The following is a 20,202-nucleotide window of genomic DNA, read 5'->3' as shown; positions in this document are numbered from 1 at the left end:
TTCCTTTACGCGAAATGCTTGGGCCAGGGTCCACGTTCGATGGCATCGAGCATGGCTTGGCTGAGAGTGAACATCATGCTGGATTTTGCCGCGACGGACTCGGGACAATCCCACAGGTTTTTGGTCTCGTTCGGGTCGGCCTCTCGGTCATAGAGCTCGCCCATATCGAGGTCTTTGTAGACGGTCATGCGATGGGTGTCGGTGACCAGGTGGCGCATGTTCGGTCGTTTGTCCAAACCCGGATAAACCTTGTTTTCCTCATGCTCGATCAGCACGAAGTCCCGCGCGCCCTCGCCGCCTTTGATCTGGTTCAGGAACGAACGTCCCTGAATACCGTAGTACGGCGTCAGGCCACAGCGTTCGAGGATCGTCGGTGCGATATCGACAGAGGCCGCGAGGTCGTCCGCCGTCTTGCCGCCCTCTTGGGTTGGATCGACCCAGATAAAGGGAACCCGGTTCACAGAGTCATGCGCGAACGGGCCTTTCAAGAGCAGGTTGAACGCGCCCATATAGTCGCCGTGGTCGGAGTTAAAGATGATGATCGTATTGTCGAGCTTACCCGCAGCCTCAAGGGACTCGAGGATCTCACCGACAGCATCATCAATCATCGTCGTCATGCCGGCGGTCAGGGCCATAGCCTCTTTGACCTGCTGCGTTGACGCCATGAAGGACTGTTGCTCATTTGTTGGCACTTCGCCCTGATCCATCAGTTCCTTCCAGCGTGCCAGCTGCGGCGGAGGGTTCTTATGGGCCTCATATGGCAGATCGACGTCGAAGTCTTCGGGATCATACATGTCCCAATATTTGCCGGGCGGCGTGAACGGGTGGTGCGGATCCGGGAAGGAGACAAAGGCAAAGAACGGATCTTCGCTGTCTTTCTGCTCTGCCAGATAGGCCTTGGCCTCTTCCTTGATGTAGGAAGTCGGATAGAGCTCTTCCGGAGTTTTCATCCGGTAGGCCTGAGGCACCGTGTAATCATGTGGCAACTGATTGTTGCGGTCGCGATAACACGCCCAGTTGTTGGACTTGCTGCGCAGCCATTGCAGGTAGTGGCCGCCACATTGGTCGCTGTGATGCGTGACCATGCGGACGTGATCGAACCCGTAGTATGGCTTTGGAAATTCGAACATTTCCCCAGTTTCATAGTTGCTGGGATGTTCATGCGCATAGTCTGCCCCATCGGGCTTTTTCGCCTCGGGGAAATGTTCGTTCGCCACCCGCTCTTCGTCTGCGCGCACTGCAGGAACATGTCCAAAGGGCTGCAGATGGCTCTTGCCGATGGCGGCGGTGCGATACCCTGCGTCACGCAGGATATCGACAAAGGTATTTGCGTCAGCCGGAAGCGGCAGCCCATTATGCCTCAGACCATTCACCGACGGATAGCGCCCGGTAAAGATCGCCCCTCGGTTCGGCATGCAGACCGGGGTGGTTACGTGGAACTGGGTAAACCGGGTTCCACGCTCGGCGAGCTTGTCGATGTTTGGCGTCTTGACCACCGGGTGGCCGGCGCACCCGAGCCAATCGGCTCGGTGCTGGTCAGTGATGATGTAGAGGATATTTGGGCGGTCACTCATGCTGTCGCCTCTTTCCGGTTCAGGACCGTGTAGTGCAGGAAGATCAGAGCCGCGCTTGCTACAATCGCAGCACCGCTGATCGCGATGACTGGGCTGATCAGAGCCAGACCGACCGCTGCACGTGCCAGGGCTTCCCAGGCAGGCATGCGGGCTTTGTCAAACCGCGAGGCGGCAGAGGCCAGCATATAGATCAACAGCATCAGACGTACGATCATGTAGAGGAACGGACCCATAGCGAATTCAGCGCCACCTTCGGCCACCAGAAGCATTTCTGGGTTAAAGGCGAACATGAATGGGATCGCAAAGATAACGATACCGATCCGCGTTGCGGCCACAGCCGTCCCGATCGCACCACCGCCAGAGATCGACGCCGCAGCGAAAGCTGCCATCGCGACCGGAGGCGTGATTGCAGATGCAACACCGAAGTAGAACACGAAGAAGTGCGCTGCGAGATCCGTCAGACCCAGTGAGGTCAGTGCTGGCCCAAGGATGATGATGATGGTCAGATACGCCGGCAGTGTCGGCATGCCCATCCCCAGCGCCAGAGCAGCCAGAGCCGCAAAGATCAGAGCGACCAGCAGGTTATCGCCTGCAGATTGGCTAATCACTTTCGCGAATTCCAAAGGCAGACCAGTCGCACCCAGAACAGCAACGATGATACCAACGGTGCTGATTGCCATAAGCAGGCGACCAAAGGTCGTGCCGCCGCGGGCAAAGGCTTCGGCCACGGTCAGTGGGCGTTTGCGCATTTCAGGGTTCAGGAAGCTGATCACCAGCAGGATCGACAGAGCGATCATCGCGGAACCAGCGGCCGAGAAGCCTGCGATCAGACAGAAGACAACGGTGGTGATCGGCACAACAACAAGGATCAGGTTGATCCAGTCCTGGCCCGTGATCGGATCCATCTCGCTTTCCGCGGTCTCGCCGACGTTCAGGGAACGCGCTTCGAACACAACGGTTGTGAAGAGCGATGCGTAATAGGCCATCGCAGGGATGATCGCGGCTGTGATGATCAGCAGGTAATCCAGCTCGATGAAGTCAGCCATAACCAGCGCAGCCGCACCCATGATCGGAGGCATAATCTGACCACCGGTCGAGGCTGTCGCTTCGACGCCGCCCGCAAAGGCCGGAGAGAAGCCGCGCTTTTTGATCATTGGAATGGTGATAACACCGGTGCCAACCACGTTGGATACTGCAGAGCCCGAGATCGTCCCAAAGAGCGAGGACGCCATGATCGCTGCGTGTGCAGGGCCACCACGGAAGCGGCGCATCGCGTGGAAGGACAGTTTGATCATGGAATGACCACCGCCAGTGCCTTCAAGAACCGCGCCCATAATGATGAACGGGAAGATGGTGCCGATCAGAATGCCAAGGATCTTACCAAGGACACCGTCGCCGGTATTATACCAAAGCTCTGGTGGGGTATCTTCGATGAAATCAGATCCCGCGTGGCCCAGAATGCCAGGCGCGTTTTCACCAAAGAAGAAATACAGCAGGGTTACCGCGCCAACAATGGCAAGAGGCAGACCCCAGAGACGCCAGCAGAAATACAGGATGATGATACAGCCAATGACCGAGATCCAAGCATGGCGCGCGTCAAAGAAGAACAGACCTTCGTTCAGCTCGATCATCGCGACGTTGTAGTCATAAAGGGCGTAGAGACCTGCGACCAGAAGCGTGAAGTTAAAACCAGTTACAGCGACATCGCGAGGGTTGCTTGAAAAACGCGAGATGCTGATGGTGGCAATCACAAGCCCGATTGCGAGGACAAGTGGGTGAAGGGTTTCAGCGCCAATGATCCCGAAAGGAGACCGGATAGGGCCTAGGTCAGGAAGAGCATTGAAAAATCCCAGTAGTGCAAAAAAGAAACCAATCACCAGCAGAATGTTTCTCTGCATAGCTCCTTGGTGCGCGGCCTGATCAGCCATGGCACGTCTCCTTAAGAAAATTTTGGGTCGCTGTGTGAAGGCGGCAGCTCTGTGCCGCCTTCGAGAGCGAGAGCGCTATGATTAGGAAGCGTCTGGGCGCAGTTCCGCAGGAACTTCTACGCCAGCTTCTTCATAATAGCGGATTGCACCTGGGTGCAGTTTTGCTTTTTGCGAAACAAACGCGTTGCCCAGGTTCAGTGGGGTCAGGCCTTTGTTTACGCTGTGTGCGTCGTCCAGGTTCTCGAACATCGCTTTAGTCAGTTGATATGCAACATCGTCGCTCATGTCTTTGTTTACGCCCATGAACATAACATAGGCAGAGGACAGAACGTCTTCGTCAGCATTGACTTGATTCGCGTAGGTGCCGGCTGGCATCACGTCAGTCGCGCGACCTGGAACCTGCAGGTATTTCGCCCATGCGTCGGTGCCGATAACCTCTTGAGGAACTGACAAGATGCGGAACTGTTTCGCAGAACCGAACTGGTCGATTGCCGCAGAACCCATGGTGCCGGTGCGCATGAACAGATCAAACTTGCCATCTTCGAACGCTTGGTTTGCAGCGCCCCAAGCCAGTTTGATCGCTTCATAGTCTTCGCCAGCTTTATAGCCGGTGATTGCTTCGATCATGTCCATGGACTGACCGGATGCAGAACCCGCTGGTGGGCCAACAAAGACGCGCTTGCCTTTGATGTCTTCCCAAGATTCAACGCCAGAGTCAGCGTATGTCATTGGGTGATAGTGACCGCCAAGGAACGAGAACAGTGCACGTACGTTGCCAGATGCGGCAATCGCTTCTTCAGACACTTTCTTGTATGGACCTTTGCCTTTGACCATTTTGTCATAGGCACCAGCAGGGATGCTGGCCATGTTGATAGAGCCGTTCGCGACTTTCAGAGCTGCGCGAGTCAGCGTCTGGTCGACGTTTACGCGGATCTCATGGTTGTCTGTCGTGTACTTGGACAGCAACTGAGGTACAAGAGCAGACAGACCAGCAGCAGAACCGCCCTCCGCCTTAAGAGTGTCAGCAAAAGACGGCGCAGCGGCCGCAAGAGTCATAGATGCAGCGAAGGCTGCAGTTTTAAGGATGTTCATGGTTTCCTCCCAAATAATCCGATTCTGGTTCTTGCATAAAGGGTGAGCACAAAAGAAATTGAAAAACCACCTTTGGTTATGCATATATTTATAACCATGGATTCTCGCCTGCTTGTTCACCTCGCCGTAGCAATTGATCTTGGCTCACTAAATCGCGCAGCCCAGCGGCTGAATGTGACACAACCGACGCTCACGCGCAGCATAAAGATCATCGAAGACCGCGTCGGCGCGCCTGTTCTGATCCGCGAAAGTTCGGGTGTTGTGGCGACCGATATTGGTGAAAAACTCGCCGAGAAAGGTCGCGCTGTTTTGTCGGAATCTGAATCCGCAGATGATGCCGTCAGGCTTTGGCGTGACGGGCAATTGTCTGAAATACGGCTGGGCCTCGGCCCTCTTTTAGCGGCGACGCTGCTTCCGCAACTGACTGAGCTTTATATGCGGCGCAAATGGCCCTATCGCCTGCGGCTTCATAGTGCTTCTGCAGCACCTTTGATCCGGCGGTTGAATGACCACAGGCTGGATATGGCCCTCGCGCCCGCCCAGCTTCGTCTGCATCAAGAGAGGCTTGTTCAAGAAGTTGTCTTCAAGGATCGGCTCAAGATTTTTGCGGGGACAAAATCGCCCCTGTCAAAGCCGAACGCCAAAGTCACACGCGTTGACCTCGAGAATGGGAACTGGTTGATCGCGGGGGCGCGTGCAGGAATCCACGGCACCGAAGAAGAGATTTTCCAGTATCTTGGGATCGAACCCAAACGTATCCGCATGGCGATTTCCGGCGACTTGCAGATCCCCTTGCATTTGCTCAAGACCACCGATGCTCTGATCGCCCTGCCCGAGCGTTTGACCAATGCTGCAGGGGATCTTGGTGGCGCGCGTATTATCGACTTTGACTTCCCCGAAATTCGGCGCGACATCGCGCTTTGGATGCGCAAGACTGACCAGAATAGAACCGAGTATCTACACTTCCGAAAAGTACTCTTGGAATATCTTGAAGAAAAACAATAGCCGCCGCTTGTTACCGCGCTTCGCCATTGGCGTTATTGCAGACCCCTGAAAAACCTTCGCGCCATAAGAGTAAAGCCAAATAACCTTTCAACCACACGGACATGTGATCAGCGCAAACTTTCGCTTGACGTTCCGCCTCATTTGCCGAGGCTGTTAACGTTACCAACATGGGTGGGAGTGCAAATATGAGTATCCAAACATTTAAACGCAGCGCCTTGGTCGGCACGGCGTTGCTCGTCAGCGCCGCGGGCGCCTCGGCGGAAAGTTTTAAGTGGGCGTCCAATACTGATCCACAAACCATGGACCCGCATGCCGTGAACTCGGCCCCGGTTCTGTCGTTCCTGAACAATATCTACGAAGGCCTCGTGCGTCGAAACCAAGGCATGGCAATCGAAGGCTCGCTGGCCGAATCCTGGGAGCCGCTGGATGGCGAAGACGGATGGCGGTTTTACCTGCGCCAGGGCGTCACCTTCCAGGATGGCTCTGCGTTTAATGCAGAGGACGTGATGTTCTCTTATCAGCGCGCGTCAAGCGAAGCGGCAGACGTCCGGTCCTGGTTTGCGCCTGTCAAAGAGGTGCGCGTTGTTGATGACTACACAGTCGACTTCGTCACCAACGCGCCAAACCCTCTGTTTCCGGATTCTATCGCCAACTTCATGATCCTGGATAAAGGCTGGGCAGAGGCGAATGGCGCCGAACTGCCTGCGCGTGATGCGGAAAACTTCGCGACGATGAACGTTAATGGCACAGGGCCGTTTACGCTCGCCAGCCGGGATCCCGGTGTAAAAACCGTTCTGGTTCCAAACGCCAACTGGTGGGGTGACGTCGAGCACAATGTGACCGAAGCGACCTTCACGCCAATCGGCAATGCGGCCACAGGCTTGGCGGCACTCTTGTCTGGCGAGATCGACTTCATTCAGCCAATTCCTCTGCAGGACGTTGCGCAGGTCGAAAGCCGGGATGGTTTCAAAGTGCTTGAGGGCGAAGAAACACGTGTGATCATGTTCGGCTTTGGCCATGAACATGAAGAGCTGCTTTATTCGACCGATGTAACCGGCACGAACCCCTTCCAGGACGTACGCGTTCGCATGGCGGCAGCGCACGCCATCGACATCGCCTCTATTGACCGGGTTCTGTTTCGCGGAAAAATCGACGGCGCGTCGCAGCTGGTCCCAGCGGGCATTTCTGGCTACTCCGAGGCGAATTCTACACGCCCGGCCTATGACCCAGAAAAAGCCAAGGCCCTGCTTGCGGAAGCTGGCTATCCAAACGGGTTCAGCTTTGGTCTGAAGTGCCCGAACGACCGCTACATCAACGACGAAGCGCTCTGCCGTGCCGCGGCCTCTATGTTTGCGGCTGTCGGTCTGAATGCCGAACTTAGCACCGGTCCGGTACGCGACTACTGGCCTCAGCTGCGTGCGGATGAGTTTGACATGTACCTTCTGGGCTGGTCGCCAGGCACCTTTGACATGGAGCACCCAATTCGCTTCCTGATGTCGACGCCGAACTCTGAAAAGAAACTGGGGTCCTGGAACTTTGGTGGCTATTCCAACGCACGTGTTGACGAGCTGTTGCCGGGTATTCAGCGCGAGGTCGATCCAGCCGCACGTCAGGCGATGGTCGATGAGGTCGTTGCGATCACCCAAGAAGAAGTGGCTTATATCCCGCTTTATACCCAGCCCTTGATCTGGGCGGCAAAAGACAATGTTGATCTGACACAACGTGCGGACAACTTCTTTATGCTGCGTTGGGTAACTGTGAGCTAAGGCACTGAAAACTAAGAAAAGCGATGGCATATTTTATCCTAAAGCGGCTGGTCCAATCAGTCTTCGTGATGATCGCCGTCGCTTTTCTTGCCTTTTCCCTATTCCGGTTTGTGGGGGATCCCATCACACAGATGACCGGCGTGGAAACGGCGATCGAAGACCAGGAACGGCTGCGCGAAGAATTGGGATTAAACGATCCCTTCGTGCTGCAGTTCTACCGATTTACCGGCGACATTCTGCAAGGCGACTTCGGCTTTTCCTATCGTACGCGCCAGCCGGTCGGCGAGATGATCGCCTCTCGCATTCCCGCAACTTTGGAACTTGGCACGGTCGCCTTGTTGATTTCCCTGATCGTCGGCATTCCGACGGGGGTTTACACGGCGTTACGCCCGCGGGGCTTTGTGACCCAATCGATATTGCTGAGCACATTGGTGGGTGTGTCGATCCCCACGTTTGTGATCGGGATCATGTTGATATTCCTGTTCGGCGTGCAATTGGGGTGGCTGCCGACTTTTGGGCGCGGCGGCACTGTTCAGATTGGGGGATGGGAGTCCTCTCTGTTCACCATAGATGGCTGGCGTGCCTTGCTTTTGCCCGCGATCACGCTGGGAGTGTACCAGCTCACCCTCACGATGCGGCTTGTGCGCGCCGAGATGATGGAGGTCCTGCGCTCGGACTATATCCGCTTTGGGATGGCCCGAGGTGTGCCGATGCGCAGCCTTTACTTCAGACACGCTCTATCCAACACGATGGTGCCGGTCATCACGATCATCGGCCTTCAGTTTGGCGGCGTGATCGCGTTTTCGATTGTCACTGAAAGCGTTTTTCAATGGCCCGGCATGGGGCTGTTGTTTCTGGAAAGCATCCGCTTTGTCGATATCCCAGTCATGGGCGTTTACCTCGTCGTGATCGCCTTCTTTTTCGTCCTCGTGAACCTGATCGTTGACCTTCTGTACGTCGCGATTGACCCGCGTCTGCGGATTAAGGATGAGACATGAGGGAGTTCATCAAACGATACGAAGGGCTCTGGCTGTTCACAAGATCACCTGCGGCCATCATCGCGGCGGTTGTGGCGGTCCTGTCCATTCTGGGCGCGGTCTTTGCCCCCCTCATCGCGCCTGCCAATCCCTATGATTTGGCGTCCTTCAGCCTCATGGACGGGCTACTGCCACCGGTTTGGGAAGAATTCGGCAATCCGAAGTTCCTGTTGGGTACAGACGATCAGGGCCGCGATATGGTGTCCTCGATCCTTTACGGCGCGCGATTGTCTTTGATCATCGGACTGTCCGCAATGGCCATCGCTACGGTTCTGGGCGTCGGTTTGGGTCTAGCAGCTGGGTATTATGGCGGCCGTTTTGATATGATCGTGATGCGCATCGCGGATATACAATTGGCGCTGCCTGCGATCCTGACGGCCTTGCTCATTGACGGTATCGCGCGGGGCGTTTTGCCATCGGAAATGCAACAAGATCTGCGGGTAGCCGTCCTGACGCTCGCGATCGCTCTGTCGCTTTGGGTCAACTTCGCGCGGACCGCGCGCGCGTCGACCTTTGTGCAAATGCAAAAGGAATACGTGCAGGCCGCGATCATCACAGGCCAACGCCCAATCCGCGTGATGTTCGTGCATATCCTGCCCAATATTCTGGGACCATTGTTGGTTATCATGACAGTCGACCTCGCCTCGGCGATCCTTCTGGAGGCCACTCTTTCGTTCCTCGGGATCGGATTGCCTGCAGATAGCCCCTCGCTTGGCACTCTGATCCGCATCGGCATGCAGTTCATGCTCTCTGGAGAATGGTGGATCCTGTGGATCCCGACCTTGTTCCTTGTGGCATTGGTGGTCTCGATCAACATCCTCGGGGATTTCCTGCGCGATGTCTTTAATCCGAGGTTGCGTTGATATGCTGAATGTCGAAGGCCTTACTGTTCGCTTCCCCTCGCGCTTCGGGGACATCACGGCAATCGAAGACGTCACGATGTCTGTCAAACCGGGAGAGATCCACGGGCTGGTCGGAGAAAGCGGTGCCGGAAAATCCACTGTCGGTGCCGCGATCATCGGGCTACTTCAAGCGCCTGGATATGTCGCCGAAGGGTCCATGTCATTGGGCGACACAGATCTCAGACGTTTAAGCCCGGTTGAGGCCCACCACCTGCGCGGCAAGCGAATTTCGATGATTTTTCAGGATCCGCAAACCAGCCTAAACCCGCTGATGCGCGTCGAAGATCAGCTGATCGAGACCATGCAGGCACATGAGGATATCTCAACCAAAGAGGCCCGCGCCCGCGCCGTTGATATTCTGGAAGAGATCGGCATCCAAAACGCGTCGGAGCGCATCACAGCCTTTCCACATCAGTTCTCTGGCGGCATGCGTCAACGTGTGCTCATTGCGCTTGCGCTCTGCACCAATCCGGATCTGATCATTGCAGATGAGCCTACGACTGCGCTGGATGTTGCAGTGCAAAGTCAGGTTCTGGACCTGATCAAGGGTTTGGCCCAAAGCCGCAAAATTGGCTTCATTTTGATCACGCATGACATCGGAGTCATCGCCCAGATTGCGGATCGCGTGTCGGTGATGCGCCATGGCAAACTTCTGGAGTCTGGCGAGACAAAACAGGTACTGGGCAATCCGAAACATCCATACACGCGGGCGCTTCTAGATGCGGTGCCGCCGTTGGATAGGAAACTTGAAAGATTTCGAGTTCCCAAAGAAAGCCCAACGACAGGCGGCGACGATTTAGGCGACGTCGCCGAGCGCTGGCTCTTGGAGGGGACGGCGCAAGACAAGACTGGGCTAAAGATAGATGGCCTCTGCGTCGATTTTCCCGGTGTAAGAACCTCACTCTGGCGCAAACCAAGCCCGTTCACCGCGCTCAAGGACGTTAGTTTTGAGGTCAAACCTGGCGGGATCACCGGTCTGGTTGGGGAAAGTGGTTCGGGGAAATCAACGCTCGCCAAAGCGATCACAGGTCTTGTGAACCCAACCGCTGGCACAATGACTCTCGGCAACGAAGTTTTGCCAGACGGTACGAAACGCGGGCGCACACATCCTTCTCGTCAGATCGTACAGATGATCTTTCAAGACCCCTACTCAAGTCTGAATTCCCGCCACAGAATTGGGGCAATTCTGTCTGAACCTCTGTGGCTCTATGGGCTGGTTCCTGACGCCAAAGAAAGACGCGATATCGCGGCGGCGATGCTGGAACTTGTAGGCATGTCTCCGGATGCAATCGATAAATATCCGCACCAATTCTCCGGCGGGCAGCGGCAACGCATCGCGGTTGCCAGAGCGCTCCTTGCGCGCCCTAGGTTCTTGATCTGCGATGAACCCACTTCTGCGCTGGATGTGTCGATTCAGGCGGAAATTCTGAACCTTTTGAAAGACTTGCAGTCCAAATTCGGATTGTCCATTCTGTTCATCAGCCACAACCTCGCCGTTGTTCGGCAAATGTCAGATGACGTCGTGGTGCTTCGAAATGGGCGCATTGAAGAGGCCGGACCCGCGGATCAGGTGTTTGACCATCCAAAGTCGGACTATGCGATCGATCTGCTTTCACTAACGCCAGTTGTGCCGACGTTTTGAAGACCCAGGCACATTCACAATGAAACACCCCAGGGGCACAGCCCTTCGACCTTGCGACGCCCAAGGTTTTCTAGCGTTTTAATGTTGTCCTCATAGATCTTCTGCGGATCTGAAACATGGCTCAGAACCTTGGTCATCTGATCTTGCCGCAGCAGTTGTATCGTCGGATAGGGCGCGCGGTTGGTAAAGTGGCTTAGATCCTCTGACGCCACGCCCTCAAACTGATACTGAGGATGAAACGAAGCGAGTTGCATATGCTCCGTCAGCTCTGCTTGCTCCAACAACTGCTGAAACCAATCGAGTAAACTGAGATAGTCTTCGAACGCGTCCTGGCCCTGGGGAAATATGAGCAAGCTGGTGGCGATATCGTTTTCATGTGTTGCGAGCAGGCGTTGCAATTCGTTCAGATAAAACTGATGAATTTCGGCATCATCCACCGCATCACACACCGCAAAATACACTTGATCTCGGGCAATGACGCTCGCGGAGAACGGACATAGGTTTAAACCCACGACCATCTGTTCAAGCCAATGTTGGGTCAGTTTGACCACGGCTTGATGAGCCTGTGGCAGCGTTGCTAACTCAGGTTTTGTAATATGCGAGCCCTCGGCAGTTTCATTGGCATAAAGTAGCTTACTCAAAGCCCTAACTATTCGGGGGCTTTTCGTAAACTCCTGCCGAGAAATTGTTCGCGAGGGTCAAGCGACGATTGCACCCGCTCAAACAGTCTCGCGGGTGCAACGACCTGCCTTTATCACGCGTCCGGCGCTAGGACAAAATCATGTATGACTTGGTAGAACGGCCCGCCTGGGTGTTCAGCGGCGATGCGTTCTGGATCCTCGATGAGATCGAACTTGGCCAGCAGACTTTCCTTTACGCCAAAGACTGCGTCGGAATGGATGTACTCATCGTCAGGGTCAAAAATATGCGTGACCAGCGTCTCATACCCGTCGGCTTCCAGAATGTAATGAAGATGGGCCGGGCGGAATGGATGCCGACCAAGGCTGCCCAAGAGTTTGCCAACAGGGCCATCATCTGGGATCGGATAAAACCGCGGTTTGGCACCCCAGAAGTGGTATGTGCCATCAGCTCCGGTGCGGAACACACCGCGCAGGTTGAAATCAGGTTGGATGCCTTTCTGCTGAACGTCGTAAAACCCGTCATCGTTGGTTTGCCAGACATCGATTTTGGCATTGGCGACGGGCTCACCCGCAGTGTTCAGGATCCGTCCTTTGATCAACATCGGATGCCCTTTGCCGTCCAGACAGATATTCGCCCCCATCGGAAGTTCAGGCACATCCGGCACATGAAACGGGCCGAGCACCGTCGACTCTGACGCCCCGGAAGGTTTGCGGTTGTTGATCGCATCCACCAGCATCGAGACGCCAAAAATGTCGCTGAGCAAAATGTATTCCTGCCGCCAGTCGTCTGACTTATGCCCTGTCTCGGTCAGGAACTTGATTGCGGTCAGCCACTCGTCTTGTGTCGGTTCGATCTCTTTCACGGCGGCATGGAGGTGTTTGGTGATCACCGAAATAACCTCGGCCAAACGGGGTTCCGTGCTGTCCGCAATCCGGCTGATCACGACATCGGCCGAGTTTTCTTCGGTGAAATAGCCTTTGTTTACTTCGCTCATCTTAGCCTCACTTCGCTAGAATTTGGGACATAACCCGGGTCAGCTCTGCTTCAGGATTATCCGCGAGCGCTTCCTGACGCCAGCACACATGCTGGTCTGGGCGCACAAGGATGCAACCAGAGTCCCCTATTTCGCGGGCACGGGCCCAATCGCCGACGTGATCAACATAGGTTTGACGCGGGCCGATCACATGGGCCTTCAGCGTAATGCCCAGCGCTGCGCTAACCTTCGCGGCAGCCTCGACCCAGGCTTCTCCACCCAGTCCCGTCAGCAGGGTAAAGCTGCCGCCTCCGGTGATGTCGAGTGTGGAATGCTTGCCCCCTTCTGCATCAAAGAGCCAAGCATGCGGGATCCGAGCCCCTGGCCATGTGGTGGGCTGATAATGCAGATCCGCATCCAGAGCGAAATCTGGCTCCATCTGCCCGTCGGTGACGATGGCATCTGACTTATAGCGTTGGTTCATCTCGACGCCATGGGCATCGAATTCGTATTTCTTAAAGGCTATGGCATCACGCAGCGCGGCGCGTTGCTCTTCGGCGGCTGCTGTCGTGTCACAGCGCGCGTCCATATTGGCTTTGATCTTTTCGACATCCGTGCCGCCGGTCATGCCCAAGGCCTCAAAGATCGGGCCGAACTCGGCAATCGACTGGTTCGCGCGGGTGACGATCTGTTTTGCCACGGGTGCGCGCTCTGTGTTGTAGCTCTCCAGCAGGCGCTCTCCGGCCTCGCCTTTCAGCACCGCCGCCAGTTTCCAAGCAAGGTTGAACGAGTCCTGAATAGAAGTATTCGAGCCCAACCCATTGGACGGCGGGTGACGATGCGCCGCGTCGCCCATGATAAAGACGCGACCGCTGGACATCTTTTCGGCATAGGCGTTGTTCACGGTCCAGGTGTTGGCGCTGATGAGTTCAATCTCAAGCTCTGGATCCCCGACCAACTGCCGTGCCACATCGGTGGCCATTTTCTCGTCAACCTCTGGGGCGGGTTCGTTGATGTCATAACCCCAGACAATCAGCCACTCGTTCCAAGGCCGCACCATACGGACAAGCCCCATACCGATCCCGCCCACATCTGCGCCGGGCTGCATGACCCAGTAAAGAACCGAGGGGCGATGCGCGACGTATTTGCTGAGGTCGGCTTTGAACAGAATGTTCATCGACCCGCCGACGCCCATTGCACCCGAAATCTCAAGGCCTTCGTTTGAGGCCACGAGCGAATTGCCGCCATCCGCACCGACCAGATATTTCGAACGGATGGTGAATTCCTTGCCAGACAGGCGGTCCAGGCACGTCGTCGTGACCCCCTCGGCATCTTGCACATGGCTCAGGTATTCCGTGCTCATGCGCGCTTGGGTGCCGCGTGAGCAGGCGGTTTTGAAGAGCAAAGGCTCCATGAAGGTCTGAGGCAGATCGTTCATAAAGGTCGGGCTGCTCAGCAGATGCTCGGCCTTTGACAGAGGATGCGTGCCCCAGCTTTTCATGCGGCCAATCTCTTCCCCCGCAAGGCTTTCGCAAAAAACGTTCTCGCCCATTAGATCCTGACCCGCTGCATGCATATAGGCCTCGTCCTCGACGTCGCGCCCCAGATCCCGCAGGACCTCCATGGTGCGCTGGTTGGTGATATGGGCACGCGGCGTATTGGCCAGCCAGCGATAGCGGTTGATGGCCATATTCTCGATGCCATAGGTCGACAACAGCGCCGCCGTGGCCGAGCCCGCAGGCCCCGTTCCAATGATCAAAACATCTGTGGTCATATCGGCCATGGTTAGTCCTCCAGGTTATCTAGTTGGCCGCCCTTCAGGCGACGTCGAATTGGGAAAAGTTGCAGCCCTGTGCGTTCGGAAATCAGCCCCCAGATGCCGCGTGGGGCGATGAGCATGATGGCAATTGCAAGCACACCAAGGCTCAGCAGATACCAGCTGCCAAAGTCCGCGAGCAGCGATTGCAGGGCAAAGAAGATCAGCACGCCAAGGATCGGGCCTTCGATTGTGCCGATGCCTCCGATCACGACGATAAAGATCACATAGGCGGTCCAGTCGGTGACAGAGAAAGCCGCATCCGGTGAGATCCGGGCCTTTTGCATATAGATGAGACCTCCGGCGAGGCCGGTTCCGAAAGCCGAGGTCAGAAAGACCATCCACTTCATGCGACCGGCATCTACGCCGACGGATTTCGCAGCTTCGGTGTTGTCGCGCACGGCGGCCAAGGCCAGGCCGCGCCGCGTACGCAGCAGCCAATAGATGCCCCCGATGGTCGCCAAGGCGAGCAAGAGCGCCAGCCAATAGGCAAGGATATCACGCGCAGCCGAGGTTTTGACGTCCAACAGCGCTTTGATCGCATCGACAAACCACATGTCCTTGGTGGCCGAGCGCGGCAAAGATGTGCCCGTCCCCCCGCCCAGCGTTTTCCATTGGGCTAGCAGTAGGCGAAAGACTTCGGCGATGACCCAGGTGCCGATGGCGAAATAGGCCCCTTGCAGACGGAAAGCGAAGAAGGCGGTCGGGATCGCGATCACCAAGGCTGAGACGCCGGACAAAAGGATCGCAGGCACCGGATCCATGCCCGCGAGGATCACACCTCCGAAAAGCGCATAGGCGCCCATGCCGACAAAGGCCTGCTGGCCGATGCTCACCAGCCCGCCATAGCCTGCAAGCAGATTCCAGAACTGGGCCAGAACCAGCATGGTCAGGATAAAGAACATGTCCTGAATGGTGCTGCGCCCTGCGTAAAGCGGCAGAAGGATCAGCGCAATCACGAGGGCCATGCCAAGGATGGCCGTCACATTGGACGCGCGGGTGCGGGTTTCTACGACATAGGTGTTCATCAGTCATGCGCCCTTGGGAAAAGTCCACGCGGACGCACAAGCAGCACCGCGAGGAAAGCCAGATGACCCGAGAGGATTTGCCACTCGGGATTGATCGCCGCGCCCACGGTCTGGGCGACGCCAATAAAGATGCCACCGATCAGCGTGCCCCAGAGCGAACCGAGGCCTCCGATTATGACCGCCTCAAAGGCATAAATCAGACGCGCGGGGCCGACACTTGGGTCGAAATTGGCGCGCAGGCCAAGGTAAAGTGCTGCGATCGCGACGATGACCAGCGCGAGCCCGGTGGCGGTGGCAAAGATATTGGCGGGCTTGATGCCCATGAGGCTGGCTGTCACCGCATCGTCGGAGGTAGCGCGGAAGGCTCGGCCCAGCGATGTGCGGTAAAACAGTTGGTTGAGCCCGACGATCACCACGATGGCTGAGGCAAAGGTCAGAAGCGGCATGACGCCGACAGTCACGGGCCCCAGCGACATCGAGGCCGTTGTCAGAGCATCCGTCGGCAACCGCTGGCTGTCGGCAGAAAACCCTTCGAGCAGCGCGTTTTGCAGGACAATCGACAAGCCGAATGTCACGAGCAAGGGCGGCAGGATGTCATCGCCCAGCGTGCGGTTCAGCAGGAACTTTTGCAGCACCCACCCCAGCGCGAACATCAGCGGCATGGCGATCAACAGCGCCACAAAAGGCGAAAGCCCCAAGAGCGTCACGAGGACGAGGATCAGATAGGCCCCCATCACGATCAGATCCCCATGCGCCAGATTGACCAGCCGCATGATGCCAAAAACGAGGCTCAGCCCGGCTGCAAAGAGCGCATAGAGCCCTCCCAGCAGGACGCCTTGAACGAGTGTGTCGATCCAGATCAATGGCTTGCTCCGAAATATGCGTTGTGGATGTCGTCGCGGCTGAGCTCGTCTGGGCGGCCCGACAGAGTAATGCGGCCTTCCATCATGCAATAGACGCGGTCCGCGACAGCCATGGCCTGACCGATGTCCTGCTCAACTACGATCAGACTGGCGCCAGCGGCTTTGATTTTGGGGATGCTCTTGTAGATGTCCTTGATCACCACCGGCGCGAGGCCGAGGCTGATCTCGTCACAGAGCAGAACCCGAGGGTTGGACATCAGCGCGCGACCAATCGCGACCATCTGCTGTTGTCCGCCAGACAGCGCCGTGCCCGGCGAATTGCGCCGTTCTTTGAGGATCGGAAAGAGGTCATAGATCGTCTCGAGCGTCCAATGCCCGTCGATCTTGCGTCCGTAGGTGCCGATCAAAAGGTTCTCTTCGACGGTCAAAGACGGAAAGAGCTTGCGCCCCTCAGGCACCATGGAAACACCCTGCGCCATGATCTCATCGGCGGGAGCGCTTCCGATCTCGGCGGTCTCGAGGCGCACCATCTGTGGTGCATTGCGCAGCACGCCCGAGATCGAGCGCATGAGGGTCGTCTTCCCTGCCCCATTCGCGCCGATGATAGCGATGGTCTCGGCCTCGTTGATTTCGATATCCACGCCAAAGAGCGCTTGGAAGTCGCCATAGTGAGCGGTCAGATTATGTGTCGCGAGCAAGGCCATCAGACATCAATCCCCAGATAGATTTCTTTGACTTCGCGGCTGGCCATGATTTCGTCCGCGTCTCCGATGCCGATCACCTTGCCAAAGTCCAGAACCAAGAGCCGCTCGACCACAGAGGTCAGCGCATGCAGCACATGTTCGATCCAGATGATCGTGACGCCCTGGGCGTGAATGTCTTTGATGGTCTGGATCAACGCCTGACATTCGCCTTCGGTCAGACCGCCCGCGATTTCATCCAGTAACAAGAGCCTCGGTTCCGTCGCCATGGCACGTGCCAGCTCTAGCCGTTTGCGTTCTAAAAGGCTGAGCTGACCTGCCGGTGTATTCGCCCGCCGCAACATCTCGGTTTGTTCAAGAACCGTGGCGCAGGCGTGCTGAACCTCACCCTCGGATTGGTTGCGACCATGAGTGGCGGCAACCAAGAGGTTTTCATAAACCGTCATCTTCTCAAAGGGTTGCGGGATTTGGAACGAGCGCCCTATGCCCGTCAGACAACGCTCCATCGCCGACACATTGGTGACGTCACGCCCATCGAAATGGATCGTGCCTTCATCCGCTTTAAGGTTGCCGGTGATCAGGTTAAACAGCGTAGATTTCCCGGCCCCATTCGGCCCGATGATCCCCAACGCCTGCCCCTGCGGGACATCAAAGCTCGCGCTGTCTGTCACCTTCAAGGCTCCAAAGCTTTTGGATACGTTTTTGAGCGCCAAAATCGACATAGGAATTCCCAGAGAAGAAAGGACTGCGACGCGCACAACTCGCGCGCCGCAGAGGAGGAGGAGCTTAGCTGATCGCTTCCATCGACCCGCCGGTCGGGATGTTTGGATGATCAGAATTGTCCACGATCACGAGGTCATAGCCACCGCCGTCTTTCAGACGCCATTGGCCACCCACCAGCGGGGTTTTCGCCACGTTCTTGGCCGCAAATGGCGGCAAGCCTGCGCCGTCAAAGGCGATGCGGCCGACGATGGACTGCAGCTCGGTTGCGGCAATGGCTTCGGCTACCGCATCCGCGTCGCCGGTGTCATCCACACGCCCCATGACATTAGCAGCCATCTCAAACAGCGCATGCACAAAGCCGATCGGCTGGGTCCATTGCTTGCCAGTGGCTGCGGTATAGGCCCCCGCGAGGTCTCCGGCGGATTGGCCGGTCAGGGATGAGGCGAACGGATGGCTCGGAGACCACCAGACCTCGGAAGACAGGTTATGACCCTGATCGCCCAGCGCCTCGACCGCTTGCGGGAAGAGGATCGCCTTGCCAATAGAGGCCGCTTTCGGCGTAAAGCCCTGCTGCTTCATCTGGGTCCAGAAGGTGGTGAAATCCGGCGGGATCGGCACGCCTGTGATGATGTCGGCATTGGCCTGTTTGAAGGCATTGATCTGCGCGGTGAAATCATCGGTCAGGTTCTGATAGCGACCCGGATCCGTCAGACCATAGCCTTGGGCGGCCAAGGCGGGCGGGAAGCCAACATTTGGATCGCCCCAAGCGTTTCCGTCCCCGTCATTCGGGAACAGCCCACCGACCTGTTTGTTGGTATCGAGCTGGTTCCACATAGCGGTGAAAACAGAGATCACGTCCTCAAGACCCCAGAAGAAGTGGAACGAGTAATCAAACGGCTCCCAGGATCCCGGATCGCCAGGGTTACCCTGCTGGCCAATGAAATAAGGCTGCCACGGCGCAACGGTCGAGATCACCGGGATTTCCTCGGCCTCGCAAGTCGTCGCGACAGGGTTGGTAGTTTCAGGGGTCGAGGCCACGAGCATCATGTCGATTTCATCGTCCAGGATCAGCTCTTTGGCGACTTCGGCAGCACGGTTGGGGTTGGACTGGCTGTCCTTGACGATGACTTCGAAATCCCCACCTGCTGCGGATTTCATAAAGCCGTTGATTATAAAGCTATCCGCCTCGGAAAATGCAGCCAAGGGACCGGATTGCGGGCTGACATAGCCCAGCTTGATCTTTGCGCCCATGGACTGCGCCGGGGCCGCAAGGCCACCGGCGGCCAGGGTCAGACCGCTCGCCGCGGATGTCTTGAGTAGTTTACGTCTGGTGATCATCGTCTTTCCTCCCAAAATGACGTGGTCTTAGAATGCCGGAACGTTTCCGGCCCAAGCAGATTGCAGCAGCGCGCGAATGTCTTCGCGCGTTACAGGTTGTGGATTTGGATAGGGTTTTTGCACCGCGAGATCGGCTGCGTGATCCAGATCGGCCTCAGTGATCCCCAGCGATTTCAGCGCCAACGGAGCCCCAAGCGACTTGCCAAAATCATAAAGCGCCCGCCCTGCGTTCTCGCCGCCCAAGACCTCGGTGATCGGGGCCAGTTCTTCGGCCACAGCGCGTGCATTATAAGCAATCGCATGCGGCAGAATGATCGCATGCGTATCAGCATGGGGCAGATCAAACGTCCCGCCCAGCGTGTGGCAAAGCTTGTGATGCAGCGCCATGCCAACGCGACCAAGCACAGTGCCGCAGGCCCAGGCTCCGCGCTGAGTTAGTGCGCGTGCGTCAAGGTCGTCCGGGGCTTGCACCACTTTCGGCATGCCCTGCGCCAAATCTTTCAAACCTTGGATCGCCAAATTCGTGGTCTCGGGCGTGCGGTTTTCCGCATAAAGCGCTTCGGCGGCATGGGCCATCGCGTTCAGACCAGATGTCACGGTCATGCCAACGGGCAATGTGGCGACAAGTTCGGGGTCGTAAAGAATAACGCTCGGCAGAACTTTGGCGTCCGTCAGGGTCGTTTTGACCCCGTTCTCCGTTTGCCCAAGAATGGGCGTGGCTTCGCTGCCAGCGTATGTGGTGGGGATCGTGATCTGCGGCAGGCCCGTCCGATAGGCCAGCGCCTTGCCCAAACCAACGGTGGACCCGCCTCCGACTGCGACCAAACAATCGGCACCGGACAGAGACAAATGACTTAATACATCCTCGGTGACATCCACCGGCGTGTGCATTGCGGCCTTGGAATAGACCCCAGCGGCGGCATCCCCAAGCGCTTCGCAGATCTCTAACGCGAGGTCGCATTGCTGCGGTGTCGACAGCACCAAGGCCTTCGTGCACCCAAGGCGGGCGACTTCATCCGCGACCTCAAACCGAAGTCCTGCGCCGTCGCGGACGCGCACTGAATCAAAGTCTTCTTGTCTAAGCGCTTGTGCCATATTCGGGCCTCCTTACTGCAAAGCTAGGCGACACAAATTCGCAAGTTGATAAAATTAGCGATCAACAATATACCTTT

17 protein-coding genes are annotated in these 20,202 nt (G+C 56.8%); 5 read left to right on the top strand and 12 right to left on the bottom strand.

Features of this window, described 5'->3' with window-relative positions; all coding sequences use genetic code 11:
* Window positions 1-5 precede the first annotated feature (5 nt).
* The 3 genes from WG622_RS13260 to WG622_RS13250 form a co-directional block, all read right to left on the bottom strand.
* Window positions 6-1,574, bottom strand: a complete 1,569-nt coding sequence (locus WG622_RS13260; RefSeq protein WP_339404046.1) for a sulfatase family protein — start codon at window positions 1,572-1,574, stop codon at window positions 6-8.
* Window positions 1,571-3,502, bottom strand: coding sequence for a TRAP transporter permease (locus WG622_RS13255; RefSeq protein ID WP_339404045.1), 1,932 nt, complete (start codon window positions 3,500-3,502; stop codon window positions 1,571-1,573). The genes WG622_RS13260 and WG622_RS13255 overlap by 4 nt, the downstream gene beginning before the upstream one ends.
* A gap of 81 nt (window positions 3,503-3,583) precedes the next feature.
* Complete coding sequence (locus tag WG622_RS13250; RefSeq protein WP_339404044.1) at window positions 3,584-4,594, bottom strand: TAXI family TRAP transporter solute-binding subunit; 1,011 nt, start codon at window positions 4,592-4,594, stop codon at window positions 3,584-3,586.
* Window positions 4,595-4,690: 96 nt separating this feature from the next.
* Here WG622_RS13250 and WG622_RS13245 point away from each other — a divergent pair, with 96 nt between their 5' ends.
* The 5 genes from WG622_RS13245 (at window position 4,691) to WG622_RS13225 (ending at window position 10,946) form a co-directional block, all read left to right on the top strand.
* On the top strand, window positions 4,691-5,599 hold the full coding sequence (locus tag WG622_RS13245) for a LysR family transcriptional regulator (protein WP_339404043.1): 909 nt from the start codon (window positions 4,691-4,693) through the stop codon (window positions 5,597-5,599).
* 185 nt (window positions 5,600-5,784) lie between these two features.
* Window positions 5,785-7,365 carry an ABC transporter substrate-binding protein gene (locus WG622_RS13240; protein ID WP_339404042.1) on the top strand — a complete coding sequence of 527 codons (1,581 nt, stop codon included), beginning with the start codon at window positions 5,785-5,787 and terminating at the stop codon, window positions 7,363-7,365.
* Between the two features lie 23 nt (window positions 7,366-7,388).
* Window positions 7,389-8,363 carry an ABC transporter permease gene (locus tag WG622_RS13235; RefSeq protein WP_339404041.1) on the top strand — a complete coding sequence of 325 codons (975 nt, stop codon included), beginning with the start codon at window positions 7,389-7,391 and terminating at the stop codon, window positions 8,361-8,363.
* On the top strand, window positions 8,360-9,265 hold the full coding sequence (locus tag WG622_RS13230; protein WP_339404040.1) for an ABC transporter permease: 906 nt from the start codon (window positions 8,360-8,362) through the stop codon (window positions 9,263-9,265). Before WG622_RS13235 ends, WG622_RS13230 begins: the two co-directional genes overlap by 4 nt.
* 1 nt (window position 9,266) lies before the next feature.
* Entirely contained in the window at window positions 9,267-10,946 is a 1,680-nt protein-coding gene (locus tag WG622_RS13225; RefSeq protein WP_339404039.1) for a dipeptide ABC transporter ATP-binding protein, read from the top strand.
* A gap of 14 nt (window positions 10,947-10,960) precedes the next feature.
* On the opposite strand, the gene WG622_RS13220 is transcribed toward WG622_RS13225, so the two are convergent.
* The 9 genes from WG622_RS13220 to WG622_RS13180 all read right to left on the bottom strand — a co-directional run bounded on the left by WG622_RS13220 (window position 10,961) and on the right by WG622_RS13180 (window position 20,125).
* Window positions 10,961-11,587, bottom strand: a complete 627-nt coding sequence (locus WG622_RS13220; protein ID WP_339404038.1) for a DUF1415 domain-containing protein — start codon at window positions 11,585-11,587, stop codon at window positions 10,961-10,963.
* Window positions 11,588-11,700: 113 nt separating this feature from the next.
* Window positions 11,701-12,582, bottom strand: coding sequence for an intradiol ring-cleavage dioxygenase (locus WG622_RS13215; RefSeq protein ID WP_339404037.1), 882 nt, complete (start codon window positions 12,580-12,582; stop codon window positions 11,701-11,703).
* Window positions 12,583-12,589: 7 nt separating this feature from the next.
* Window positions 12,590-14,344: an FAD-dependent oxidoreductase gene (locus tag WG622_RS13210; protein ID WP_339404036.1), complete on the bottom strand. Its 1,755-nt coding sequence runs from the start codon at window positions 14,342-14,344 to the stop codon at window positions 12,590-12,592.
* A 2-nt stretch (window positions 14,345-14,346) separates the two neighbouring features.
* Window positions 14,347-15,405 carry a branched-chain amino acid ABC transporter permease gene (locus tag WG622_RS13205; protein ID WP_339404035.1) on the bottom strand — a complete coding sequence of 353 codons (1,059 nt, stop codon included), beginning with the start codon at window positions 15,403-15,405 and terminating at the stop codon, window positions 14,347-14,349.
* Window positions 15,405-16,268, bottom strand: coding sequence for a branched-chain amino acid ABC transporter permease (locus WG622_RS13200; RefSeq protein ID WP_339404034.1), 864 nt, complete (start codon window positions 16,266-16,268; stop codon window positions 15,405-15,407). Before WG622_RS13200 ends, WG622_RS13205 begins: the two co-directional genes overlap by 1 nt.
* A complete protein-coding gene (locus WG622_RS13195; RefSeq protein WP_339404033.1) occupies window positions 16,265-16,972 on the bottom strand; it encodes an ABC transporter ATP-binding protein in 708 nt (235 codons plus the stop codon). The genes WG622_RS13200 and WG622_RS13195 overlap by 4 nt, the downstream gene beginning before the upstream one ends.
* Window positions 16,972-17,691, bottom strand: a complete 720-nt coding sequence (locus WG622_RS13190) for an ABC transporter ATP-binding protein (RefSeq protein WP_339404032.1) — start codon at window positions 17,689-17,691, stop codon at window positions 16,972-16,974. Before WG622_RS13190 ends, WG622_RS13195 begins: the two co-directional genes overlap by 1 nt.
* Before the next feature lie 64 nt (window positions 17,692-17,755).
* Window positions 17,756-19,030, bottom strand: a complete 1,275-nt coding sequence (locus tag WG622_RS13185) for an ABC transporter substrate-binding protein (protein ID WP_339404031.1) — start codon at window positions 19,028-19,030, stop codon at window positions 17,756-17,758.
* Between the two features lie 27 nt (window positions 19,031-19,057).
* The gene (locus WG622_RS13180; RefSeq protein WP_339404030.1) at window positions 19,058-20,125 is read right to left on the bottom strand and encodes a maleylacetate reductase; all 1,068 of its coding nucleotides are present in this window, start codon (window positions 20,123-20,125) and stop codon (window positions 19,058-19,060) included.
* Window positions 20,126-20,202: the final 77 nt, after the last annotated feature.

This window comes from Cognatishimia coralii (assembly GCF_037478305.1).
Taxonomy (GTDB): Bacteria; Pseudomonadota; Alphaproteobacteria; order Rhodobacterales; family Rhodobacteraceae; genus Cognatishimia; species Cognatishimia coralii.
The sequence above is the reverse complement of the archived record's forward strand: the minus strand, read 5'-3'. Positions and strand labels throughout refer to the sequence as shown.